Source organism: Microbaculum mangrovi, assembly GCF_051390635.1.
Taxonomy (GTDB): Bacteria; Pseudomonadota; Alphaproteobacteria; order Rhizobiales; family Tepidamorphaceae; genus Microbaculum.
The window spans coordinates 386,708-403,825 of record NZ_JBPODT010000002.1; the positions used below are offsets into that span (position 1 = coordinate 386,708).

General features: G+C 67.0%; 13 protein-coding genes. 8 read left to right on the forward strand and 5 right to left on the reverse strand.

Going from position 1 to position 17,118, the window contains the following annotated elements; genetic code table 11:
• Positions 1 to 316 precede the first annotated feature (316 nt).
• The 4 genes from ACSF9G_RS08240 to ACSF9G_RS08255 all read left to right on the forward strand — a co-directional run bounded on the left by ACSF9G_RS08240 (position 317) and on the right by ACSF9G_RS08255 (position 4,858).
• Positions 317 to 1,393, forward strand: a complete 1,077-nt coding sequence (locus tag ACSF9G_RS08240) for a DUF2336 domain-containing protein (protein WP_436640390.1) — start codon at positions 317 to 319, stop codon at positions 1,391 to 1,393.
• A 104-nt stretch (positions 1,394 to 1,497) separates the two neighbouring features.
• Positions 1,498 to 2,574 carry a DUF2336 domain-containing protein gene (locus ACSF9G_RS08245; protein WP_436640392.1) on the forward strand — a complete coding sequence of 359 codons (1,077 nt, stop codon included), beginning with the start codon at positions 1,498 to 1,500 and terminating at the stop codon, positions 2,572 to 2,574.
• Between the two features lie 89 nt (positions 2,575 to 2,663).
• Positions 2,664 to 3,212, forward strand: coding sequence for a response regulator (locus tag ACSF9G_RS08250; protein WP_436640394.1), 549 nt, complete (start codon positions 2,664 to 2,666; stop codon positions 3,210 to 3,212).
• Positions 3,213 to 3,409: 197 nt separating this feature from the next.
• The gene (locus ACSF9G_RS08255) at positions 3,410 to 4,858 is read left to right on the forward strand and encodes an NAD-dependent succinate-semialdehyde dehydrogenase (protein ID WP_436640396.1); all 1,449 of its coding nucleotides are present in this window, start codon (positions 3,410 to 3,412) and stop codon (positions 4,856 to 4,858) included.
• Positions 4,859 to 4,954: 96 nt separating this feature from the next.
• Here ACSF9G_RS08255 and ACSF9G_RS08260 read toward each other — a convergent pair whose 3' ends face one another.
• Positions 4,955 to 6,283 carry a glycerophosphodiester phosphodiesterase family protein gene (locus ACSF9G_RS08260; RefSeq protein ID WP_436640398.1) on the reverse strand — a complete coding sequence of 443 codons (1,329 nt, stop codon included), beginning with the start codon at positions 6,281 to 6,283 and terminating at the stop codon, positions 4,955 to 4,957.
• A gap of 364 nt (positions 6,284 to 6,647) precedes the next feature.
• Here ACSF9G_RS08260 and rpiA point away from each other — a divergent pair, with 364 nt between their 5' ends.
• A complete protein-coding gene (rpiA, locus tag ACSF9G_RS08265) occupies positions 6,648 to 7,349 on the forward strand; it encodes a ribose-5-phosphate isomerase RpiA (RefSeq protein WP_436640400.1) in 702 nt (233 codons plus the stop codon).
• 22 nt (positions 7,350 to 7,371) lie between these two features.
• On the forward strand, positions 7,372 to 8,760 hold the full coding sequence (gene gor / locus ACSF9G_RS08270) for a glutathione-disulfide reductase (RefSeq protein WP_436640402.1): 1,389 nt from the start codon (positions 7,372 to 7,374) through the stop codon (positions 8,758 to 8,760).
• Between the two features lie 94 nt (positions 8,761 to 8,854).
• Here the strand turns inward: gor and ACSF9G_RS08275 are convergent, their stop codons facing one another.
• Entirely contained in the window at positions 8,855 to 10,099 is a 1,245-nt protein-coding gene (locus tag ACSF9G_RS08275) for an MFS transporter (RefSeq protein WP_436640404.1), read from the reverse strand.
• 256 nt (positions 10,100 to 10,355) lie between these two features.
• Here ACSF9G_RS08275 and ACSF9G_RS08280 point away from each other — a divergent pair, with 256 nt between their 5' ends.
• Entirely contained in the window at positions 10,356 to 11,978 is a 1,623-nt protein-coding gene (locus ACSF9G_RS08280) for a DUF1254 domain-containing protein (RefSeq protein ID WP_436640406.1), read from the forward strand.
• 29 nt (positions 11,979 to 12,007) lie between these two features.
• On the opposite strand, the gene ACSF9G_RS08285 is transcribed toward ACSF9G_RS08280, so the two are convergent.
• From ACSF9G_RS08285 to ACSF9G_RS08295, 3 genes are read right to left on the reverse strand one after another with little or no spacing between them, the layout of a single operon-like run.
• Positions 12,008 to 13,201 (reverse strand): carboxylate-amine ligase, encoded by a 1,194-nt coding sequence (locus ACSF9G_RS08285; RefSeq protein ID WP_436640408.1) that lies wholly within the window; start codon positions 13,199 to 13,201, stop codon positions 12,008 to 12,010.
• A 51-nt stretch (positions 13,202 to 13,252) separates the two neighbouring features.
• On the reverse strand, positions 13,253 to 14,548 hold the full coding sequence (locus ACSF9G_RS08290) for an MFS transporter (RefSeq protein WP_436640410.1): 1,296 nt from the start codon (positions 14,546 to 14,548) through the stop codon (positions 13,253 to 13,255).
• Between the two features lie 49 nt (positions 14,549 to 14,597).
• On the reverse strand, positions 14,598 to 15,317 hold the full coding sequence (locus tag ACSF9G_RS08295) for a VIT1/CCC1 transporter family protein (RefSeq protein WP_436640412.1): 720 nt from the start codon (positions 15,315 to 15,317) through the stop codon (positions 14,598 to 14,600).
• A gap of 152 nt (positions 15,318 to 15,469) precedes the next feature.
• Between ACSF9G_RS08295 and ACSF9G_RS08300 the strand changes: the two genes are divergently transcribed.
• Positions 15,470 to 16,864: a class II 3-deoxy-7-phosphoheptulonate synthase gene (locus ACSF9G_RS08300; RefSeq protein ID WP_436640414.1), complete on the forward strand. Its 1,395-nt coding sequence runs from the start codon at positions 15,470 to 15,472 to the stop codon at positions 16,862 to 16,864.
• The last annotated feature ends 254 nt before the right edge of the window (positions 16,865 to 17,118 follow it).

Consider the following 17,118-nt stretch of genomic DNA (forward strand, 5'->3'; position numbering starts at 1 on the left):
GCGTTCCGCCGTGAATTCGACATTGCCCGCTTAAGGTTTTCTACACTTTGCTGATTTCGAGTTCGTACAGCGGAATTACGATCGTGCCGTTCCGCGAGTATTACTTTCCGATTTCATGAATTCTGCGCGGGGATCGGGTTGTTTTGTAGTCAGCTAAGTTTATGGCTTGATTAATCGTGTTCGCTGGAACCGCCGGAATACTCCCGTGAATCAAGTTTTAATCGATACGAGAGGCGAATGTTTACGTCGCCCCGATACAGGTGTGGAGCAAGAGGCGGATGACGGTTCCGCGCGAATTTGGTGGCAGAGTCGTACGATGATTGAAGATCTGGTGGCCCTTTCCCAGGATCCGGCTCCCGAGAAGCGCAGGCAGCTTCTGCGCGAGGTCGCCGATTTGTTCCTGAACGATGTCGAGACCTATAGCGACCGCTCCCTGGTACTGTTTACCGACGTCCTGACCGGTCTGCTGAAGCAGGTCGACGAGTCCACCCGGGCCGAGATCGCGGAGCGTCTGTCGGACGCGCCGAACGCCGGCGAGGCGCTGCACATGTTCCTCGCCTACGACGAAGTCGAGGTCGCGGGCCCCGTCCTTCGCAACTCCAGGCATCTGAGCGACGAGGTCCTCGTCGACATCGCCGAGCACAAGGGGCAGGCGCACCGGCTCGCCATCGCCATGCGCGAGACCCTGACGGAATCGGTGACCGACATCCTCATCGCCAAGGGCGAATCCCCGGTCCTGAGGGCGGTGACCGGCAACTTCGGGGCATCGATCTCGACCTCGTCCTTCGCCACGCTGGCCGATCACGCCAGGACCGACGACACGCTGCTGGACGCGATGTCCTATCGCGCCGACATGCCGCGCCAGGTCGCCGACACGGTGCTGAATCTCCTGCCGGAGGACGCGCGCATCCGGCTCGCCGCCCTTCTGGCGGCCGACCGCGAAGCGGTGAGGCCGTTGATGGAGAAGGCGGCGGCGCTCACCAAGCAGAAGAAAATGAGCCGTGCGCTGGAGCGCCTCGAGACCAAGGGGCTCATCCGCCAGGTTCGCCAAAAGGAAATGACGCTCGAGCAGGTCATCGTATGGCTCTCCGAGCGCGATCGCATTCTCGATCTTTCGCTCGTCCTGAGCGATTTCTCGCGTATCGACGAGGCCGTGGCGACCGGCGCGATTCTGAAGGTCAACGCGGCGCCGGCGGTGATATTGCTGCGGTCGCTCGAGGTTGACGAGGACGCGGTGCGGGCCGTGGCGATCATGCGGTGCCGCCGCCTGAATCTGCCCCAGTCCATGGCCGATCACCTGGTTGATCGCTGGCGCGAACTCGACGAGCCGACGGCGCAACGCGCCTTGCGGTTTACGCTGGCGCGCAGGTCGGTCCAGCAAGACGCCGCCTGAGGGTGTGTTGCCGGGCCGGCATCGGCCGACCGAACCGGTTTACTCAGCGTTAAGCAAGATTGCGCTCTTCTCTGCGTCCGATGTGGATGGTTGGAGCGCCTCGCATGATGGCCTCGCTTCTCGTATTGGCCAGGGAATCGTCGGGCGACAAGCGGCGCGAGCTGCTGCGCTCGATGGCGAGCCTGTTTATAGACAAGGAACAGGACTACTCCGACCGTGAGCTGGTCCTGTTCGGCGAGGTCATCGGTGATCTGCTCGATCAGGTCGACCTCGAAGGTCGCATCGAGCTGTCCCGCAAGATCGCGACGACGGACCGCGCCACCGGCGATCTGCACCTGCGGCTTGCCGAAGACGAGATCGCGGTCGCCGCGACGGTGTTGCGAGACTGCATCCTGTTCGACGACGAGACGCTCGCCGACATCGCCAGCCGCCAGTCCCAGGACCACCTTGATGCGATCGCGAAGCGCGCGGCTCTGAGCGCCCGGGTGACGGACGTGCTGGTCGACCGCGGCGAGCCGCGTGTCGTGTGCTCGGTGACGCGCAATCTCGGCGCGGAACTCTCGAAGGGAACCTTCGACAGGATCATCGACAAGGCCGCTGACGATGCGGAATTGCAGTCGGCCGTGTCGTACCGGGCCGACATGCCGCTCGCGAGCGCGGCGCGGGCGCTGAAGATGCTGCCGCCCAGGCACCGCGACAGGCTGGCCGCGCTCATGGCCGAAGACTCCGGCGCCGAAGACTCCGGGGCCGAAACCGGGCCGGTCGGCAAGGCCGACGCGGCGGCCAGGACCCTCAAGGTCGCCCAGTCGAAGCACCGGCTGCAGACCGAGGCCATTGTCGCGCAGATCCGCGACGGGCATCTCGACCTGGATTCGGTGATCATGCGGCTGGCGCGCGAGAACCGATACCAGAACCTCGCCCGCGTCCTCGGCGAGGTTGCCCGGCTCAAGCCGCGCGCCGTCCTCAATGCGCTTTTCCAGGTCGACCATGCGGCCATCGTCGCGCTGCTCAAATCGCTCGGCGCGACCGAGCCGGCGGTCAGCGCGATCGCCCAGGCGCGGGCAAGGCGTCTCAAATTGCCGGCCAGCATGGCCGACAGAATGGTGGAGGCCTGGCGCGAGACCGACGACGCGAAGGGCACCACGACGCCGACGCCGACCCGGCTGCGGGCGGCCGGCTGACCTGAAGCGCACCCCATGGTTTCTCGCTGGGGTTTGTCGCCGGGCGGCTCGCTGACGGCCGGGCCGCGGCCGGTGGATTGGAGGAGGAAATGCGGATCGAACGATCGGGCAGTGAATTCAAGGATTTCAAGGTCGCGCTGGTCGACGGCGAAGAGTTCGGCGTCTCGATCTTCAAGAGCATCGCGGCATCGACCGGCATCCACAATGTCGTGGCCTACGCGAGCCCGAAGGCGGCGATCGGGAACATCGGTATCGCCGGCGCGCCCGATATCCTGTTCGTCAAGTTCTCGGGTGCGAACAAGAACGCCCTGCAGCTCTGCCGCCTGATCCGTGACCGCGAGACGTTCTCTCATCCCTTCATGCCGGTTGTCGCGATTATGGAAGAGGCGACCGTCGCCTCCGTCACCGCGGTCCGCGACGCCGGCGTCGACGAGTTTCTCGCGTGCCCGTTCTCGCCGAAGGCGCTGGGCGAGCGCGTCCGTTCGATCGTTCACGACCGCCGCGGCTTCCTCGACCTTTCGGGCTATTTCGGTCCCGACCGCCGACGCGGCGCCATGGCCAAATGGCTGGGTGTCGATCGCCGGTCGGAACCCGGTCCGCTGATCGATCCCGTCACAGAACAGCCCTATATCGGCTAGGCCCGCGGGCGCGTCGTCGCCCCGGACCTGTTTCCGCCCGTCCGGTTCCCGCCCGTCCGGCTGGCCGCGTCGAAACGGCATGGTAGGGCAGCCATGGCCGTGCTAGGTAGCGCTCCGAACCGTTTTAGCCCACAAGACCGCGGTCTGCAGGTTGGCCCGCGGGTCGGCCCCCAGGTCGGATTATCCGGAGGATTTTCATGCAGCTCAAGGATCCCTCGCTTCTCAGGAGCCAGTGCTACGTCAACGGCGAATGGGTCGGCTCCGGCGTGACGCCGGTGACGAATCCGGCGACCGGCGAGGAGATCACGAAGGTGCCGCAATTCGGCACTGAGGAGACCCGCCAGGCGATCGCCCACGCCAGCGCCGCCTTCAAGCCCTGGGCCGCCAGGACCGGCAAGGAGCGGGCGAAGATCCTGCGCCGCTGGTTCGATCTGATGATCGAGAACAAGGACGACATCGCGCTCATCATGACGAGCGAGCAGGGCAAGCCGTTGGCCGAGGCCGCCGGCGAGGTGGAATACGCCGCCTCCTTCGTCGAGTTCTTCGCCGAGGAAGCCAAGCGCATCTATGGCGACGTGATTCCGAGCCATCGCGCCGACGGCCGCATCGTCGTGGTCAAGCAGCCGGTCGGCGTCGTCGCCGCGATCACGCCGTGGAACTTCCCCGCCGCCATGATCACCCGCAAGCTCGGCCCCGCGCTCGCCGCCGGCTGCACCGCCGTGTGCAAGCCCGCTGGCGAGACCCCGCTGACGGCGCTGGCCCTGACCGAGCTCGCCGCCCGGGCCGGCGTTCCCGCCGGTGTCATCAACATGCTGACCGGCAAGGCGTCGGCGATCGGCGGCGAGATGACCTCGAACCCGGCCGTCCGCGTCGTCACCTTCACCGGCTCCACCGAGATCGGCAAGTTGCTGATGCAGCAGTGCGCCTCGACCGTGAAGCGCGTCGGCATGGAGCTCGGCGGCAATGCGCCGTTCATCGTTTTCGACGATGCCCATCTCGACAAGGCGGTGGAAGGGGCGATCGCCTCGAAATACCGCAACGCCGGCCAGACCTGCGTCTGCGCCAACCGTCTCTATGTCCAGTCGGGCGTGTATGACGCGTTTGCCGAAAAGCTCGCCGAGGCGGTGTCCAAAATGAAGGTCGGCCCGGGCGTGGAGCAGGGCGTCACCCAGGGCCCGCTCATCAACGAGGCCGCCGTCGCCAAGGTCGAGGAGCATATCAAGGACGCCGTCGACAAGGGTGCCGAGGTCGTTCTCGGCGGCAAGCGTCATGCGCTTGGCGGCACCTTCTTCGAGCCGACGATCCTGAAGAACGTGACCTCCGATATGGTCGTCACGCGCGAGGAAACCTTCGGTCCGCTTGCGCCGCTCTACAGGTTCGAGACGGAAGAAGACGTGGTCCGCATGGCCAACGACACCGAATTCGGTCTGGCCGCCTATTTCTACAGCCGCGACATCGGCCGCGTCTGGCGGGTCGCCGAGGCGCTCGAATACGGCATCGTCGGCATCAACGAGGGCCTGATCTCCACCGAGGTGGCCCCGTTCGGCGGCGTCAAGGAATCCGGCATCGGCCGCGAGGGCTCGCACTACGGCATCGACGAGTTCATCGACATCAAATACATGCTGATGGGCGGCGTCGACCGCTGACGAAGACGGCGCGCCCTTGAAAGGCGCGCCGAAAGCAGCGCGACGGGCAGAATTCGAAGGCGGGCGCCGGGGTCATCCCGGCGCCCGTTTCGTCTGTTATTTCTTGCCCATGCAGTTGGCGTAGTAGGTCGTCGTCGCCGGCCAGTCCGAGAACAGGCCGATCAGGCCGACATCGCGCGCCAGCACGTCGATCGTGGTCATGATGTCGCCGTCGTTCGACAGCCCGTCCAGCGTGGTCCGGTAGTAGCCGCCGCTCCCCGGCAGGACATCCTCGACGATGCGGCCCGACCGCTCGGTGGTCCAGGCGATGAGCTTCAGGCCCGCCGCCTTGGCGTTCTTGGCGTAGTCGGAGGGGACGATGTTGTTGTTGGCGTCCAGCGTGACGAAATTCTGCATCGCCACGGCGATGACCCGCAGTCCCTGGTCGTACAACGCCTCGAAATCGGCGACCGACGGCGGGGTGTTGCCGGACAGGGCGTCGGCGGGGCTGTCGAGGAAGACGGCCTGCCGGCCATAGGCCGGGTACTCGTCGAGCCAGTACTCGATGGCCTCGTAGCCGAAGGACTGCGGCCAGACCTTCTTCGGGGAGACGCCGGCGTCGATGTAGTCCTGGATCATCTTGGCGGCATAGGTCTCCAGGGTCAGACCGGAGTCGCCGAAGCCGACGGCGCTGTCGACGCCCTTCAGTTCCGGGGTCATCTCGACGCCGAGCTGCTTGAACAGCGCGATGCTCTCCTTGTGCGACATCAGCGTGGCGCCCGTCGAATAGAGGTCGGTGCGCCAGTTCGACGTGCCGGCCATGTACTCCTCGACCGTGGTGGCGCTGGTGTTGCGGCCGTCCATCTTGCCCTTCAGCGACTTGAACTCGGCGAGCGTCAGGCCGCTGGTGCAGCACTTGGCCGTCGCGGACTTGATCCGGTTGCCGTTGGCGTCGAACTCGGCCGGCCGGAAGCCGACCTCGCAGGTCGAGGCCAGCGGCGTCTCCAGGATGTTGGTCGTCTGGTGCAGGTCGCACTGCGAGTGGCGGCAGACGAGCTCGGCATCCTTGGTGAAGCTCACGTCGCATTCGATGATGCCGGCGCCCATCCGCGCGGCGGCGCGATACCCTTCCTCGGTGTGCTCGGGAAACTGCAGCGGCGCGCCGCGATGGGCGATCGAGAACTTGCGCTTGGTGAACTGGCGGTTGGCGCACTGCTGCAGCTTCCGCTTCAGCCGCCCTTCCGTCATCTGGTCGACGAGGTAGTAGGGACGCGGGCCGAGCTGCACCTTGTCCTTGTTCCGGCTCCATTTGCCGCCGGCGCGAGGGGCCCCGGCATCGGCGTTGCCGCGGCCGTCGTACTTGCCGGCGGCATCGGCGGCCGGTGTCATCGTCACGGTGCCGACGAGCGCGCCGGCTATGACGATGGATCTGAGGAACATGTTCATTGAGAGTGTCCTTGCGTGGCTGGACGTCTTCGGTTCAGGGACAACGAGCCGGCAATAGGTGCTTCGCCCCCGGCTTGGCCCGGATCGGTCGGTGCCGATCGGGACTTCGACTAAGCCGCTTCCATGAGAGAGCGATGATGCTTTTGTGGCCGTTCGGTCACGGCGCGATGACGGTTGCGAGTCCTGGGCGGGCGGGCGCGCCCGTTTCCGCCGCGCGCCGTGACCTTTCGGTCCGGGGAGGTAGATTTCCCGGCCGAAATGCTCCAGATGAAGGGACGCGCCGTGTCCGGCGCCGCGGACGGCCACCGTCCGGGCACCGGTGGCGCATTGCAGTCTGCAACCCGGACAACTGACCAGGCGGATCATGTCGGCAGATAACCAGAAGCGCCTCGCCGCAGAGCGGGCCCTGACCTTCGTTACCTCGGGCATGAAGCTCGGGCTCGGCACCGGATCGACGGCGGCGCATTTTGTCGCCGGGCTCGGCGAGCGTGTGCGCAAGGGCCATCTCGACGTGGTCGGCGTGCCGACGTCGGAGGCGACCCACAAGCTCGCGATCCAGCATGGCGTGCCGCTGACGACGCTCGAGGAGACGCCGGAGCTCGATCTGACCGTCGATGGCGCCGACGAGCTCGACGGGTCCCTGCGCCTCGTCAAGGGCGGCGGCGGTGCGCTTCTGCGCGAGAAGATCGTCGCGGCGGCGTCCGCGCGCATGGTCGTTATCGCCGACGAGAGCAAGCTGGTGTCGCGGCTCGGCGCGTTCCCGCTGCCCATCGAGGTGATCCCCTTCGGCCAGCGCGCCACCGCGATCGCCATCGACAAGGCGACGCGGAAGCTCGGGCTCGATCCGGTGCTGCACCTGCGCATGGGCGCGGCCGATGCCCCGTTCCGCACCGACAGCGGCAACTTGATCTACGATTGCGACCTTGCGGCCATCCCCGATCCCGAAGCCCTGGCGGACGCCCTGTCCGGCATTCCCGGCGTCGTCGAGCACGGCCTGTTCATCGGCCTGTGTTCGGCCGCGGTGATCGCCGGGGCCGACGAGATCCGGGTTATGGGCAAAGACTGAAACCGTCGGAGGCAAGCGCGCAATGACCGAATTCGAATACGATCTCTTTGTCATAGGTGCCGGCTCCGGCGGCGTGCGCGCGGCGCGCATCGCGGCCGGCTACGGCGCGAAGGTGGCGGTCGCCGAGGAATACCGCGTCGGCGGCACCTGCGTGATCCGAGGCTGCGTCCCCAAGAAGCTGTTCGTCTACGCCAGCCGCTTTCCCGACGAGTTCGAGGAATCCGCCGGCTTCGGCTGGAGCGTTGCCGGGACCGCCTTCGACTGGAAGACTCTGGTTGCCAACAAGGACCGGGAGATCGCCCGGCTCGAGGGCATCTACCGGCGCAACCTCGAGGCCGCGAACGTCGAGATCATCGACACCCGCGCCGAGCTGCGCGGCCCCAACACCGTGCATCTGGCCAATCTCGGCCGCGACGTCACGGCCCGCTACATCCTGATCGCCACCGGCGGCCATCCCAACTACGACCGCACGCTTCCCGGCATCGAGCACGTGATTTCCTCCAACGAGGCCTTCCACCTGGAGGAGCTGCCGAAGCGCATCGTGATCGCCGGCGGCGGCTATATCGCTGTCGAATTCGCAGGTATTTTCAATGGCTTGGGTGTCGAGACGACGCTGCTGTACCGCGGCGAGGAGATCCTTCGCGGCTTCGACGACGACCTGCGCGCGGGTCTGCACGCCGAAATGGTCAAGCGCGGCATCGACGTCGTCTGTGGCGACGTCTTCACGACGATCGAGAAGACCGCCGACGGCCTGATCGGCCACACCGCGTCCGGACGCGGTCTCGAGGCCGATCAGATCATGTTCGCCATCGGCCGGTCGCCGAACATCGAGGGGCTGGGACTGGCCGAGGCGGGCGTCGAGCAGGGCTGGAACGGCCATGTCGTGGTCGATGCCTATGGCAAGACGTCCCTCGACTCAATCTACGCCGTCGGCGACGTCACCGACCGCGTCCAGCTGACCCCCGTGGCGATCCGCGAGGGCCATGCCTTCGCCGAGACCGTGTTCAACGCCAATCCCGTTTCCATCGACCACGAGGCGATCCCCACCGCGGTGTTCTCGACGCCTGAGATCGGCACCGTCGGGCTCACCGAGGCGGAGGCGCGCGAGCGCTGCCGCGCGGTCGATATCTACAAGACCAGCTTCCGTCCCATGAAGCTCACATTGACCGACCGCGACGAGAAGATGCTGATCAAGCTGGTCGTCGATGCCGATTCCGGCGTCGTCGTCGGCTGTCATCTGATGGGTCCGGATTCCGGCGAACTGATCCAGGTTCTCGGAATTCTGGTGAAGATGGGCGCGACGAAAGCCCAGTTCGACGCCACCGTGGCCGTCCACCCCAGCGCGGCCGAGGAACTCGTCACCATGCGCACGCCGACGAGCCGCTGGGCCGCCGAATACGCGGCGGAGTAGCATTTCGCGCCTGCTTACGTGGAGTCCGGACCCGTGCGGCCGTCCGGCAGGGCATGACAGGGCGGGCCATGACAAGGCAGGACAGGGCAGAGCGCTAGCGCGAGGTTTCCCGTCTTTTCAGCGCCAGCGCGCACACGGTCGCGATAGCCCCGCCGATCCCGAGCATGATGAAGGCCGGCCCCCACACGGTCGGCGTTCCACCCGGCGCGTTGGTCGCGTCGATCACGGCGCCGAAGGCGATCGGCGCGATGGCGCCGGCGCCGAAGCCGAGCAGCGAGCGCCAGGCGAGCACAGCGCCGAGATAGCCCGGCCGGACCGCCTCGGCCACCGCCGTCGACAGCACCGGTGAATCGCCGAGGCAGACGAAGGCGTAAGCGAGCGCGACGGGGATCAGAAGGACCGGCGGCGCGCTCACCATCCAGCCGATGACGAAGGACAGGACGGCGCCGGCGAACGCCAGGCCGACCAGCACCGGCTTGCGGCCGGCCCGGTCCGACAGCCGCCCCATGGTGAAGGCTGCGGTCGCGCCGAACAGGTGCAGGAAGCCCGACAGATAGGCCCCGGAAATCGTGGCGCTTGCCGCCGCCGCGCCGGCCAGCGCGAAGCTGGCGGCGAGGAAGGCCGGGATCCACGCCCACATGCCCAGCAGTTCCCACGAATGCGCGGTATAGCCGGCGACCAGCAGCCCGGCCTCCCGGTTGCGCAGAAGCTGGTCGCTCGCCCGCATGTCGACGCCGCGTTCGTGCACCCGGTTCTCGATCGGCCGGAGGAAGGCGATCAGCAGCACCGCGCCGATCATCGGCAGGAGGCTGGAGAGGATGAACCCCATCCGCCAGCCGCCGATGGCGATGCCGAGGCCCACCGCGCCCAGCGAGGTGGCGTAGCCGACCGAGGTCGAGCCGATCAGCCATCCCATGGCGTTGCCGCGCGCCTGCGGCGGCGCCTCGTCGGCGAACAGCACGATCAGCGGCGTGTAGACCCCGCCCTGCGCGAGCCCGACCAGCCCGTAGAGCAGGAAGGCGCTCCACCAGTCGCGCGCCACCAGCCCGAACAGCAGGCTCGTCGCAGCCGCCGCGATCGCCGAGACGATCGCCATCCGCTTTGCCCCGTAATGGTCGGTCGCCCAGGCAAAGATGAACAGCGAGACGGCGTAGCCGACGGTGAAGCTGGTGACGATGGCGCCGGCCGCGGTCGCGGTGAGATCCCATTCGCTCTTGAGCAGGGGAATGGCGGCGGCGACCGTCATGAAGGTCGCGAACAGGAACACGCGCGCCACGCAAAGCCCGACGATCCGCGAAAGCGTCAGGGCAGGAGCACGGTCGAGTGCGGCGGCGGTCATGGCGATACGTTTTAGCCGCGGACCGGGCCGGCGAACAGATCGGGCCTGCGCATGGCCCCTATGTTTCGGCTCGCGTGGCGTTTGAGGTGGCTAATATTTGGTGTGGCGTCCCGCCGACCCGGCGAATACCCTCCCTTTGCCAGGCAAAGGACGGTCCGGCACCACGAGGATGTTTCGGTAGGCGTTCGGCGTTCGGGAAATCGCTTTAGGCCCTTACCGGAGGTGACGCGTCGTAAACCAAGAGGGCGGTGACCCGATGAATGTGCTTTTGAACATGATGCGCGCCGGCGCGATTGCGGCGCTGGTACTGCCCGCGGCCACTGCCACCGCGCAGGTCTCCGAAGAGACGGTCAAGTCGCTCGGCGTGCCCGACACGATGGAAACGAGCCTCGGCCGGCTCGAGTTCGCGGACGGGGTGCCGACCAGCGAGACGGCCAAGAAGGTCGCCGACGCGATGGCCTTCGCCAATGCGCTGGCCGTCTACAACAACAGCTTTCGCGGGGCCTCCGCGCTGGCGATCGCCAAGGGTCTTCGCGAAGCCGGCGTCAAGGACAACCAGGTCGGCATCTTCTCCACGCTGATGGATGCGAGTTCGCTGTTCCTGACGGCCAACGCCGACACGGTCTACTACATGTCGGTCATCGACCTGACCAAGGGGCCGGTCGTGCTCGAACAGCCGGCGGACGGCCTCGGCACGATCAACGACATGTGGTTCTCGTGGGTCGTCGACATCGGCTTTCCGGGCCCCGACCGCGGTCAAGGCGGCAAGTATCTGCTTGTCCCGCCCGGATATGACGGGCCGCTGCCAGAAGGCGGGTTCTTCGTCGCGCACGCCAGGACGAACTACCTGCTCTATGCGGCCCGCACCTATCTCGTCGACGGCGATCCGGCACCGGCGGTGCAGACCATCAAGGCGAACCTGAGGATCTACCCCTATACGCCGGGCGGATTCGGCACGAGCATCGCTACCGCGCTGGAGGGCGTGGTCCGGCTTGAAGGCAATCCGCCGCCGCCGGAGACGACATTCACCGAGCTGAGCGGCAAGGCGTTCAACACGATTCCGCCGAGCGATTTCGGCTTCTTCGAGCTGATCAACGAGAATTACCAGCAGGAGCCGGCCACCAGCTACGAGGTCGAGCTTGCCGGCCAGCTCGCCGCGATCGGTATCGTGCACGGCAAGCCGTTCGCGCCGGATGAGTCCATGAAGGCGATCCTCACCGACGCCGCCGGGGTCGGCGCCGCCGCGGGGCGCTCGCTCAACTGGCGCTTCGCCGTCTCGCATCCCGACTGGGCCTACTATCCCGACTCCCAGTGGGGAAACATGCTGTTCGAGGGCGGCGCCTTCTTCGAGACCCCACCGCCGCTGTTCGAAGACGGCATGTTCAAGCCGTTTCCGCCGACCGGCGCGCGCACCCTCGATTCGCGCACGGCGTTCTACTACGCCTACACGCTCGATTCGCCGGGTATGATCATGCGCATCCCCGACGTCGGCTCGCAGTACCTGATGGGTTTTCTCGACGCCGACGGGAACCCGTTCGACGGGGCGAAGACCTACAAGGTGACGCTGCCCAAAGGCATTCCGGCCGGCAAGTTCTGGTCGCTGACGCTCTACGACAACCAGACCCGCTCGATGCTGCAGACGCCGCAGAAATTCCCGCGGGCCGGCAGTCAGGCGTATCCCTCGCCGGCGGCCGAGGCCGATGCGGATGGCGCCACCACGGTCTATTTCGGCCCGGAACAACCCGATGGTGTGGCACGGGGCAACTGGATCCAGACCGATCCCGACAAGGGCTGGTTCACGATCCTGCGCCTCTACAGCCCGCTGCCGTCCTTCTTCGACAAGACCTGGCGGCCGACCGAGATCGAGCCGGTCGGGTGAGTGAGCCCGGCTGAATGGCGGCCGGCCGGCTAGCCCGGCCGGTCTGCCGGTTGCCCGCGCGCCTCGATGGGGCGCATCGGCTCCCTGGGGATCCCTTCGACCGTCTCCGCGATCAGGTGGTCGACCACGCGCTGGTGCGCCTCGCGCGGGTCCATGCCGTCGGCGACGGCCTCCCGCCAGATCGCGAGCTGCCGGTCGGCCGAGGTGCCGTCGGCGACGACGGCGCGGGCGTGCTCCACCGCCGCGATGCAGCCGAAATGGGCCGCGTCCTCGCGGATCAGTTCGAGGATTTCCTCCATCAGGTCGCCGAACGGCGTGGTCGAGCCCTTGCCGAAGTCGATCAGCCGGCCCGCCGCGCCGTGGCGCTGCGCCAGCCAGCGGTTTTCCTCGATCAGGAAGCGCGAGTAGTGGCGCCAGCGCTGGTTGTCGCGTCGCAGGCGCCACAGCATGCGCGCCAGGCAGCGGAACAGCGCCGCCACGGCGATGGCGTCGTCGAGACGCGTGCACACGTCGGCGATGCGCATCTCCAGCGTGGGAAACCGGGCCGAGGGGCGCAGGTCCCACCAGACCTTGGTGGCGTCCTCGATCATGCCGGCCCGCACCAGAACGTCGATGGTGCGGCGATACTCGTCCTCGCTGTCGAAGGATTCCGGCAGGCCGGTGCGCGGCATCTCCTTGAACACCGACAGCCGGTAGGACTTCAGCCCCGTCTCGTGGCCCTGCCAGAACGGCGAGGAGGTGGACAGCGCCAACAGGTGGGGGAGGAAATAGGGAAGCTGGTTGAACAGGTCGATCCGCAGCGCCTCGTCCTCGATCGCCACATGCACGTGCATGCCGCAGATCAGCATGCGCCGCACCACCATCTGGATGTCGCGGGCCAGCGCGTTGTACCGGTCCTTGTCGGTATGCTGCTGGCTCGCCCAGGTGGCGAAGGGATGGGTCGAGGCGGCGATCGGGGCGAGGTCGTAGTCGGCCGACACCTCGGCGATGGTGCCGCGCAGGTGCGCCAGTTCCGCCCGGGCGTCCTCGACCCGTTCGCAGACCGGCGTGCCGACCTCGATCTGGCAGCGCAGGAACTCCGGCGTCACCCGCTTCGGCAGGATCTCCTCGCACCGGTCCATCAGCGCCCTCGGCGGATCGACGGCAAGGTCGCGGGTCTGCCTGTCGACGAGCAGGTATTCTTCCTCGACCCCGATGGTGAAGCTGGGTTCGCTGGCGCTCATGGACCGATCTTGCCTCGCCCGGGCGCCCTTGGCCAGCGTGGCGTTCCGCCGTCAGGTCGGATGTTGCCCCGGCGTCACCGTGCCGTTGCCGGAGTCGTCGATGTGGTCGTAGTCCTCATCCTCGAGCGGCACGCGCGGATCGAGCTCCGACACCGCCGGCGAGGTGCGCGGCACGGGGACAAACGGCTCGCGGTCTTCCGGCGGGATCGCGGCGCGCCGGGTCAGGCGGTACACGGTCAGCGCCGCCAGGCCGGCATGGGCCACGGCCGTCAGCGCGAACAGGGCGCCGGGCACGGTGATCTCGACCAGCGCGGCCGCCGCGGTCGGTCCAACCACCGCGCCGACCGTGTAGATCAGCAGCAGCCCGGTCGATACCTGCACCATGTCGGAGGAGTCGGCATGGTCGGCCGTGTGCGCCGAGCTCAGCGAGTAGATCGGCATCGCGCCCGCGCCGAACAGGAAGGCGAGCCCGTAGAGCAGCCAGGGCGAATTGGCCGGCGCGATGGCAAGGCCGATACCGGCGGCCCCGGCGACGATGCAGCAGGCGGCGATGACGTGGCGGCGGTCGACGTGGTCGGAAAGGCGACCCGCCGGCCACAGCACGGCGACGGCGCCGAGGATCGACGCGGTGATGAAGTCGCCGGCGCCGCCCGCGCCCAGTCCCTGCAGGTTCGCGTAGATCGGCCCGATGGTCCAGAACGCGCCGTTCGCCAGCCCCACCGTGAACGCCCCGGCGACGCCCACCGGAGACAGCGCCACCAGCCAGCGCAGCCGCAGCTGCGGCGATTCCGGGACGGGCGGCGACTTCGACCGCGTCAGCGCCACCGGCATCGCCGCCAGCGAGATCATCAGCGCGCTCAGCGAGAACAGCTGGAAGCCTGCCGGCGGATACAGCCGGAGGAACTGCTGTCCCGCCGCCATGCCGCCGAAGTTGATGACGTTGTAGAAGGCCAGCACGCCGCCCCGGTTGGAGTTGTCCGACTTGTCGTTCAGCCAGCTCTCGATGACCGCGTACAGCACCGCGAAGCAGATGCCGGAGGTGCAGCGCAGGATGTTCCAGGTGATCGGTTCCACCACGAGCGCGTGCAAGATGGCCGCGCCCGTCGCCAGCGCCGTGCAGGCACCGAAGGTGCGGATATGGCCGGCGTGCCGGATCAGCCACGGCGCGGCGAAGCAGCCGATCATCATGCCGACGAAGTAGGACGAGCCGATCAGGCCGATCGCCAGGTCGGAAAAGTTGTATCCGGTCGCCGCCAGCGGCACGAGCGTCGATTGCAGGCCCGATCCGGTCAGCAGGATGAACACCGAGATCAGCAGCGCGGCGATCGAGGCGAGGGCGGATCTCATCGGTACCGGCTCCCATATTCGCGAGCGGCAGCAGGACTCGCCGCAGGCCTCAGACGATGGACTCGAGCAGGCGCCCCACCAGATAGGCGAGCATCGCCGCTGTCATGCCGATGGTCAGGGTTTCCGTGCCCGAACGCCACCACGAATACGTCGACCACCGGCTCTTGAACGACCCGATGCCAAAAAAAACGAGCGCCGTCATCCCCGTCGCCAGGATCGGTGCGTTCGGCATCGACAGGACGAACGGCAGCAGCGGCACCGCGCCGCAGATGATGAAGGCCGCGAACGTCCAGAACGCGGCCCTCAAGGGCGATCGCTGGATCGGCGCCAGGCCATGCTCCTCGATGAGCATCGTTTCGACCCAGTTCTTGTCCCGCGAGGTGATCAGCGCGACCAGCGTCTCCAGCTTCGAGCCGGTAAAGCCCTTGTTGCGGTAGATCTGGCGGATCTCCTGGCGCTCGCCGTCGGGATAGAGCTTGATGTGGCGCTCTTCCATCGCCTTCAGCCGCTCGTAGTCCTCGATCTCGGACTGTGTGCCGGAGAAGTTGGCGGCGGCCATCGAGAAGCCGTCGGCGATCAGGTTGGCGATGCCCAGGATCAGCACCACGCGGGTCGGCAGTTCGGCGCCGACCGCGCCGGCCACGACGGCGAAGGTGGTCACGGCGCCGTCGATGCCGCCATAGACCCAGTCGCGCAGGTAGTTGATCTTCGGTCCGTCGGCGAGCCGCTTTTCGATCGCGGCTTCGGAATGCTCGTGCTCGATCCTCATTCAGACGCCAATTCGCGTTTTCGTACCGCCGGTTAGATCGAGGGGGCGGATACACTGGCCACCCCGTGGGTCAGGGTGTATAACCCGCCCGCATCGGCGGTTAAACTGGAGAATGCCGCCGGCACTGCGACAAAAAGCGAGTGGTTTGCGTTATGGCGAAAGCATGGAGCCCCGAGAGCTGGCGGTCGAAGCCGATCGTGCAGGTTCCCGATTATCCCGATCCCAAGGCCCTTGCCGAGGCCGAGGCCACGCTGTCGCGATTTCCCCCGCTCGTTTTTGCAGGCGAGGCGCGCAAGCTGAAGCAGCAGCTTGGACGCGTCGCAGGCGGAGAGGGATTCCTGCTGCAGGGCGGTGATTGCGCCGAGAGTTTCGCCGAGCATCACGCCGACAACATCCGCGACTTCTTCCGGGTCTTCCTGCAGATGTCGGTGGTGCTGACCTTTGCCGCGGCGATGCCGGTGGTGAAGGTCGGGCGCATCGGCGGCCAGTTCGCCAAGCCGCGCTCCTCGTCCGTCGAGAAGCAGGGCGATGTCGAGCTGCCGAGCTACCGTGGCGACATCATCAACGCGCCGGAGTTCACGCCCGAGGCGCGCATCCCCGACCCGGACCGGATGCTGCAGGCCTACCGTCAGGCGGCGGCGACGCAGAACCTGCTGCGCGCCTTCTCCCAGGGCGGCTATGCCAACCTCGAGCATGTCCACAGCTGGACGCTGGGCTTCGTTTCGGGGTCCCCGCAAGGCCACCATTACAAGGAGATCGCCGACCGCATTTCGGAGTCGCTCGACTTCATGCGCGCCTGTGGCGTGACCGCCGACGCGACCCCGCAATTCCGTTCGACCGATTTCTTCACCAGCCACGAGGCGCTGCTGCTCGGCTACGAGCAGGCGATGACCCGCGTCGATTCCACGAGCGGCGACTGGTACGACACCTCGGGCCACATGGTCTGGATCGGCGACCGCACGCGCCAGCCCGATCACGCCCATATCGAGTTCTGCCGCGGCATCAGGAATCCGATCGGCCTGAAATGCGGCCCGAGCCTCGATGCCGACGAGCTGATCAGGCTGATCGACATCCTCAACCCAGAGGACGAGGCCGGCCGGCTGACGCTCATCTGCCGCTTCGGCGCCGACAAGGTGTTCGACCACCTGCCGACGCTGATCCGCAAGGTGCAGGCGGAGGGGCGCTCCGTCGTGTGGTCCTGCGACCCGATGCACGGCAACACCGTCGCCGCGGGCGGTTTCAAGACCCGGCCGTTCGACCGGATCCTTCAGGAAGTGCGCAACTTCTTCGCCGTGCACCAGGCCGAGGGCTCGCACGCCGGCGGCATCCATATCGAGATGACCGGCCAGAACGTCACCGAATGCACCGGCGGCGCCCGGGCGATCTCGGAGGCGGACCTGTCGGCCCGATACCACACCCACTGCGATCCGCGCCTCAACGCCGACCAGTCGCTGGAACTCGCGTTCCTGGTCGCCGAGGGCCTGAAGCAGGAGCGCGCCTCGCGCGGCCGGCCAAAGATCGACAGCGGTGCGGCCGTCGGGTTGTGAAGCGCGGGCCTCATTCCCTCGGATGAGGTTCACCGGGGACGGCGCGCCTGCAGCGCCGTTCCGCTTGGGCTGAGCGGGCCCGTGCCCGCGGCCTTTCGCGACCGCGAAGGCGGTCGCCAGGAGACGCGTGATTTCGTGGTCGATAAGGTCGGCTAATGCGAGATCGCCGACGGTCTGCCGCAGTCGGACGGTAGCGATTGTTGCGTTTTGATCAACAAATCGTGCAGTTTTCCCGTCTTTATCGTGCGTTCGAG

Excerpts from the sequence above, each read along its gene's own strand:
- ACSF9G_RS08275 (WP_436640404.1), bottom strand. The coding sequence starts at position 10,099 with ATGACCGCCGCCGCACTCGACCGTGCTCCTGCCCTGACGCTTTCGCGG.
- ACSF9G_RS08290 (WP_436640410.1), bottom strand. The coding sequence starts at position 14,548 with ATGAGATCCGCCCTCGCCTCGATCGCCGCGCTGCTGATCTCGGTGTTC.
- ACSF9G_RS08280 (WP_436640406.1), top strand. The coding sequence starts at position 10,356 with ATGAATGTGCTTTTGAACATGATGCGCGCCGGCGCGATTGCGGCGCTG.
- gor (WP_436640402.1), top strand. The coding sequence starts at position 7,372 with ATGACCGAATTCGAATACGATCTCTTTGTCATAGGTGCCGGCTCCGGC.
- ACSF9G_RS08300 (WP_436640414.1), top strand. The coding sequence starts at position 15,470 with ATGGCGAAAGCATGGAGCCCCGAGAGCTGGCGGTCGAAGCCGATCGTG.
- ACSF9G_RS08250 (WP_436640394.1), top strand. The coding sequence starts at position 2,664 with ATGCGGATCGAACGATCGGGCAGTGAATTCAAGGATTTCAAGGTCGCG.
- ACSF9G_RS08255 (WP_436640396.1), top strand. The coding sequence starts at position 3,410 with ATGCAGCTCAAGGATCCCTCGCTTCTCAGGAGCCAGTGCTACGTCAAC.
- ACSF9G_RS08240 (WP_436640390.1), top strand. The coding sequence starts at position 317 with ATGATTGAAGATCTGGTGGCCCTTTCCCAGGATCCGGCTCCCGAGAAG.
- ACSF9G_RS08260 (WP_436640398.1), bottom strand. The coding sequence starts at position 6,283 with ATGAACATGTTCCTCAGATCCATCGTCATAGCCGGCGCGCTCGTCGGC.
- rpiA (WP_436640400.1), top strand. The coding sequence starts at position 6,648 with ATGTCGGCAGATAACCAGAAGCGCCTCGCCGCAGAGCGGGCCCTGACC.
- ACSF9G_RS08295 (WP_436640412.1), bottom strand. The coding sequence starts at position 15,317 with ATGAGGATCGAGCACGAGCATTCCGAAGCCGCGATCGAAAAGCGGCTC.
- ACSF9G_RS08245 (WP_436640392.1), top strand. The coding sequence starts at position 1,498 with ATGATGGCCTCGCTTCTCGTATTGGCCAGGGAATCGTCGGGCGACAAG.
- ACSF9G_RS08285 (WP_436640408.1), bottom strand. The coding sequence starts at position 13,201 with ATGAGCGCCAGCGAACCCAGCTTCACCATCGGGGTCGAGGAAGAATAC.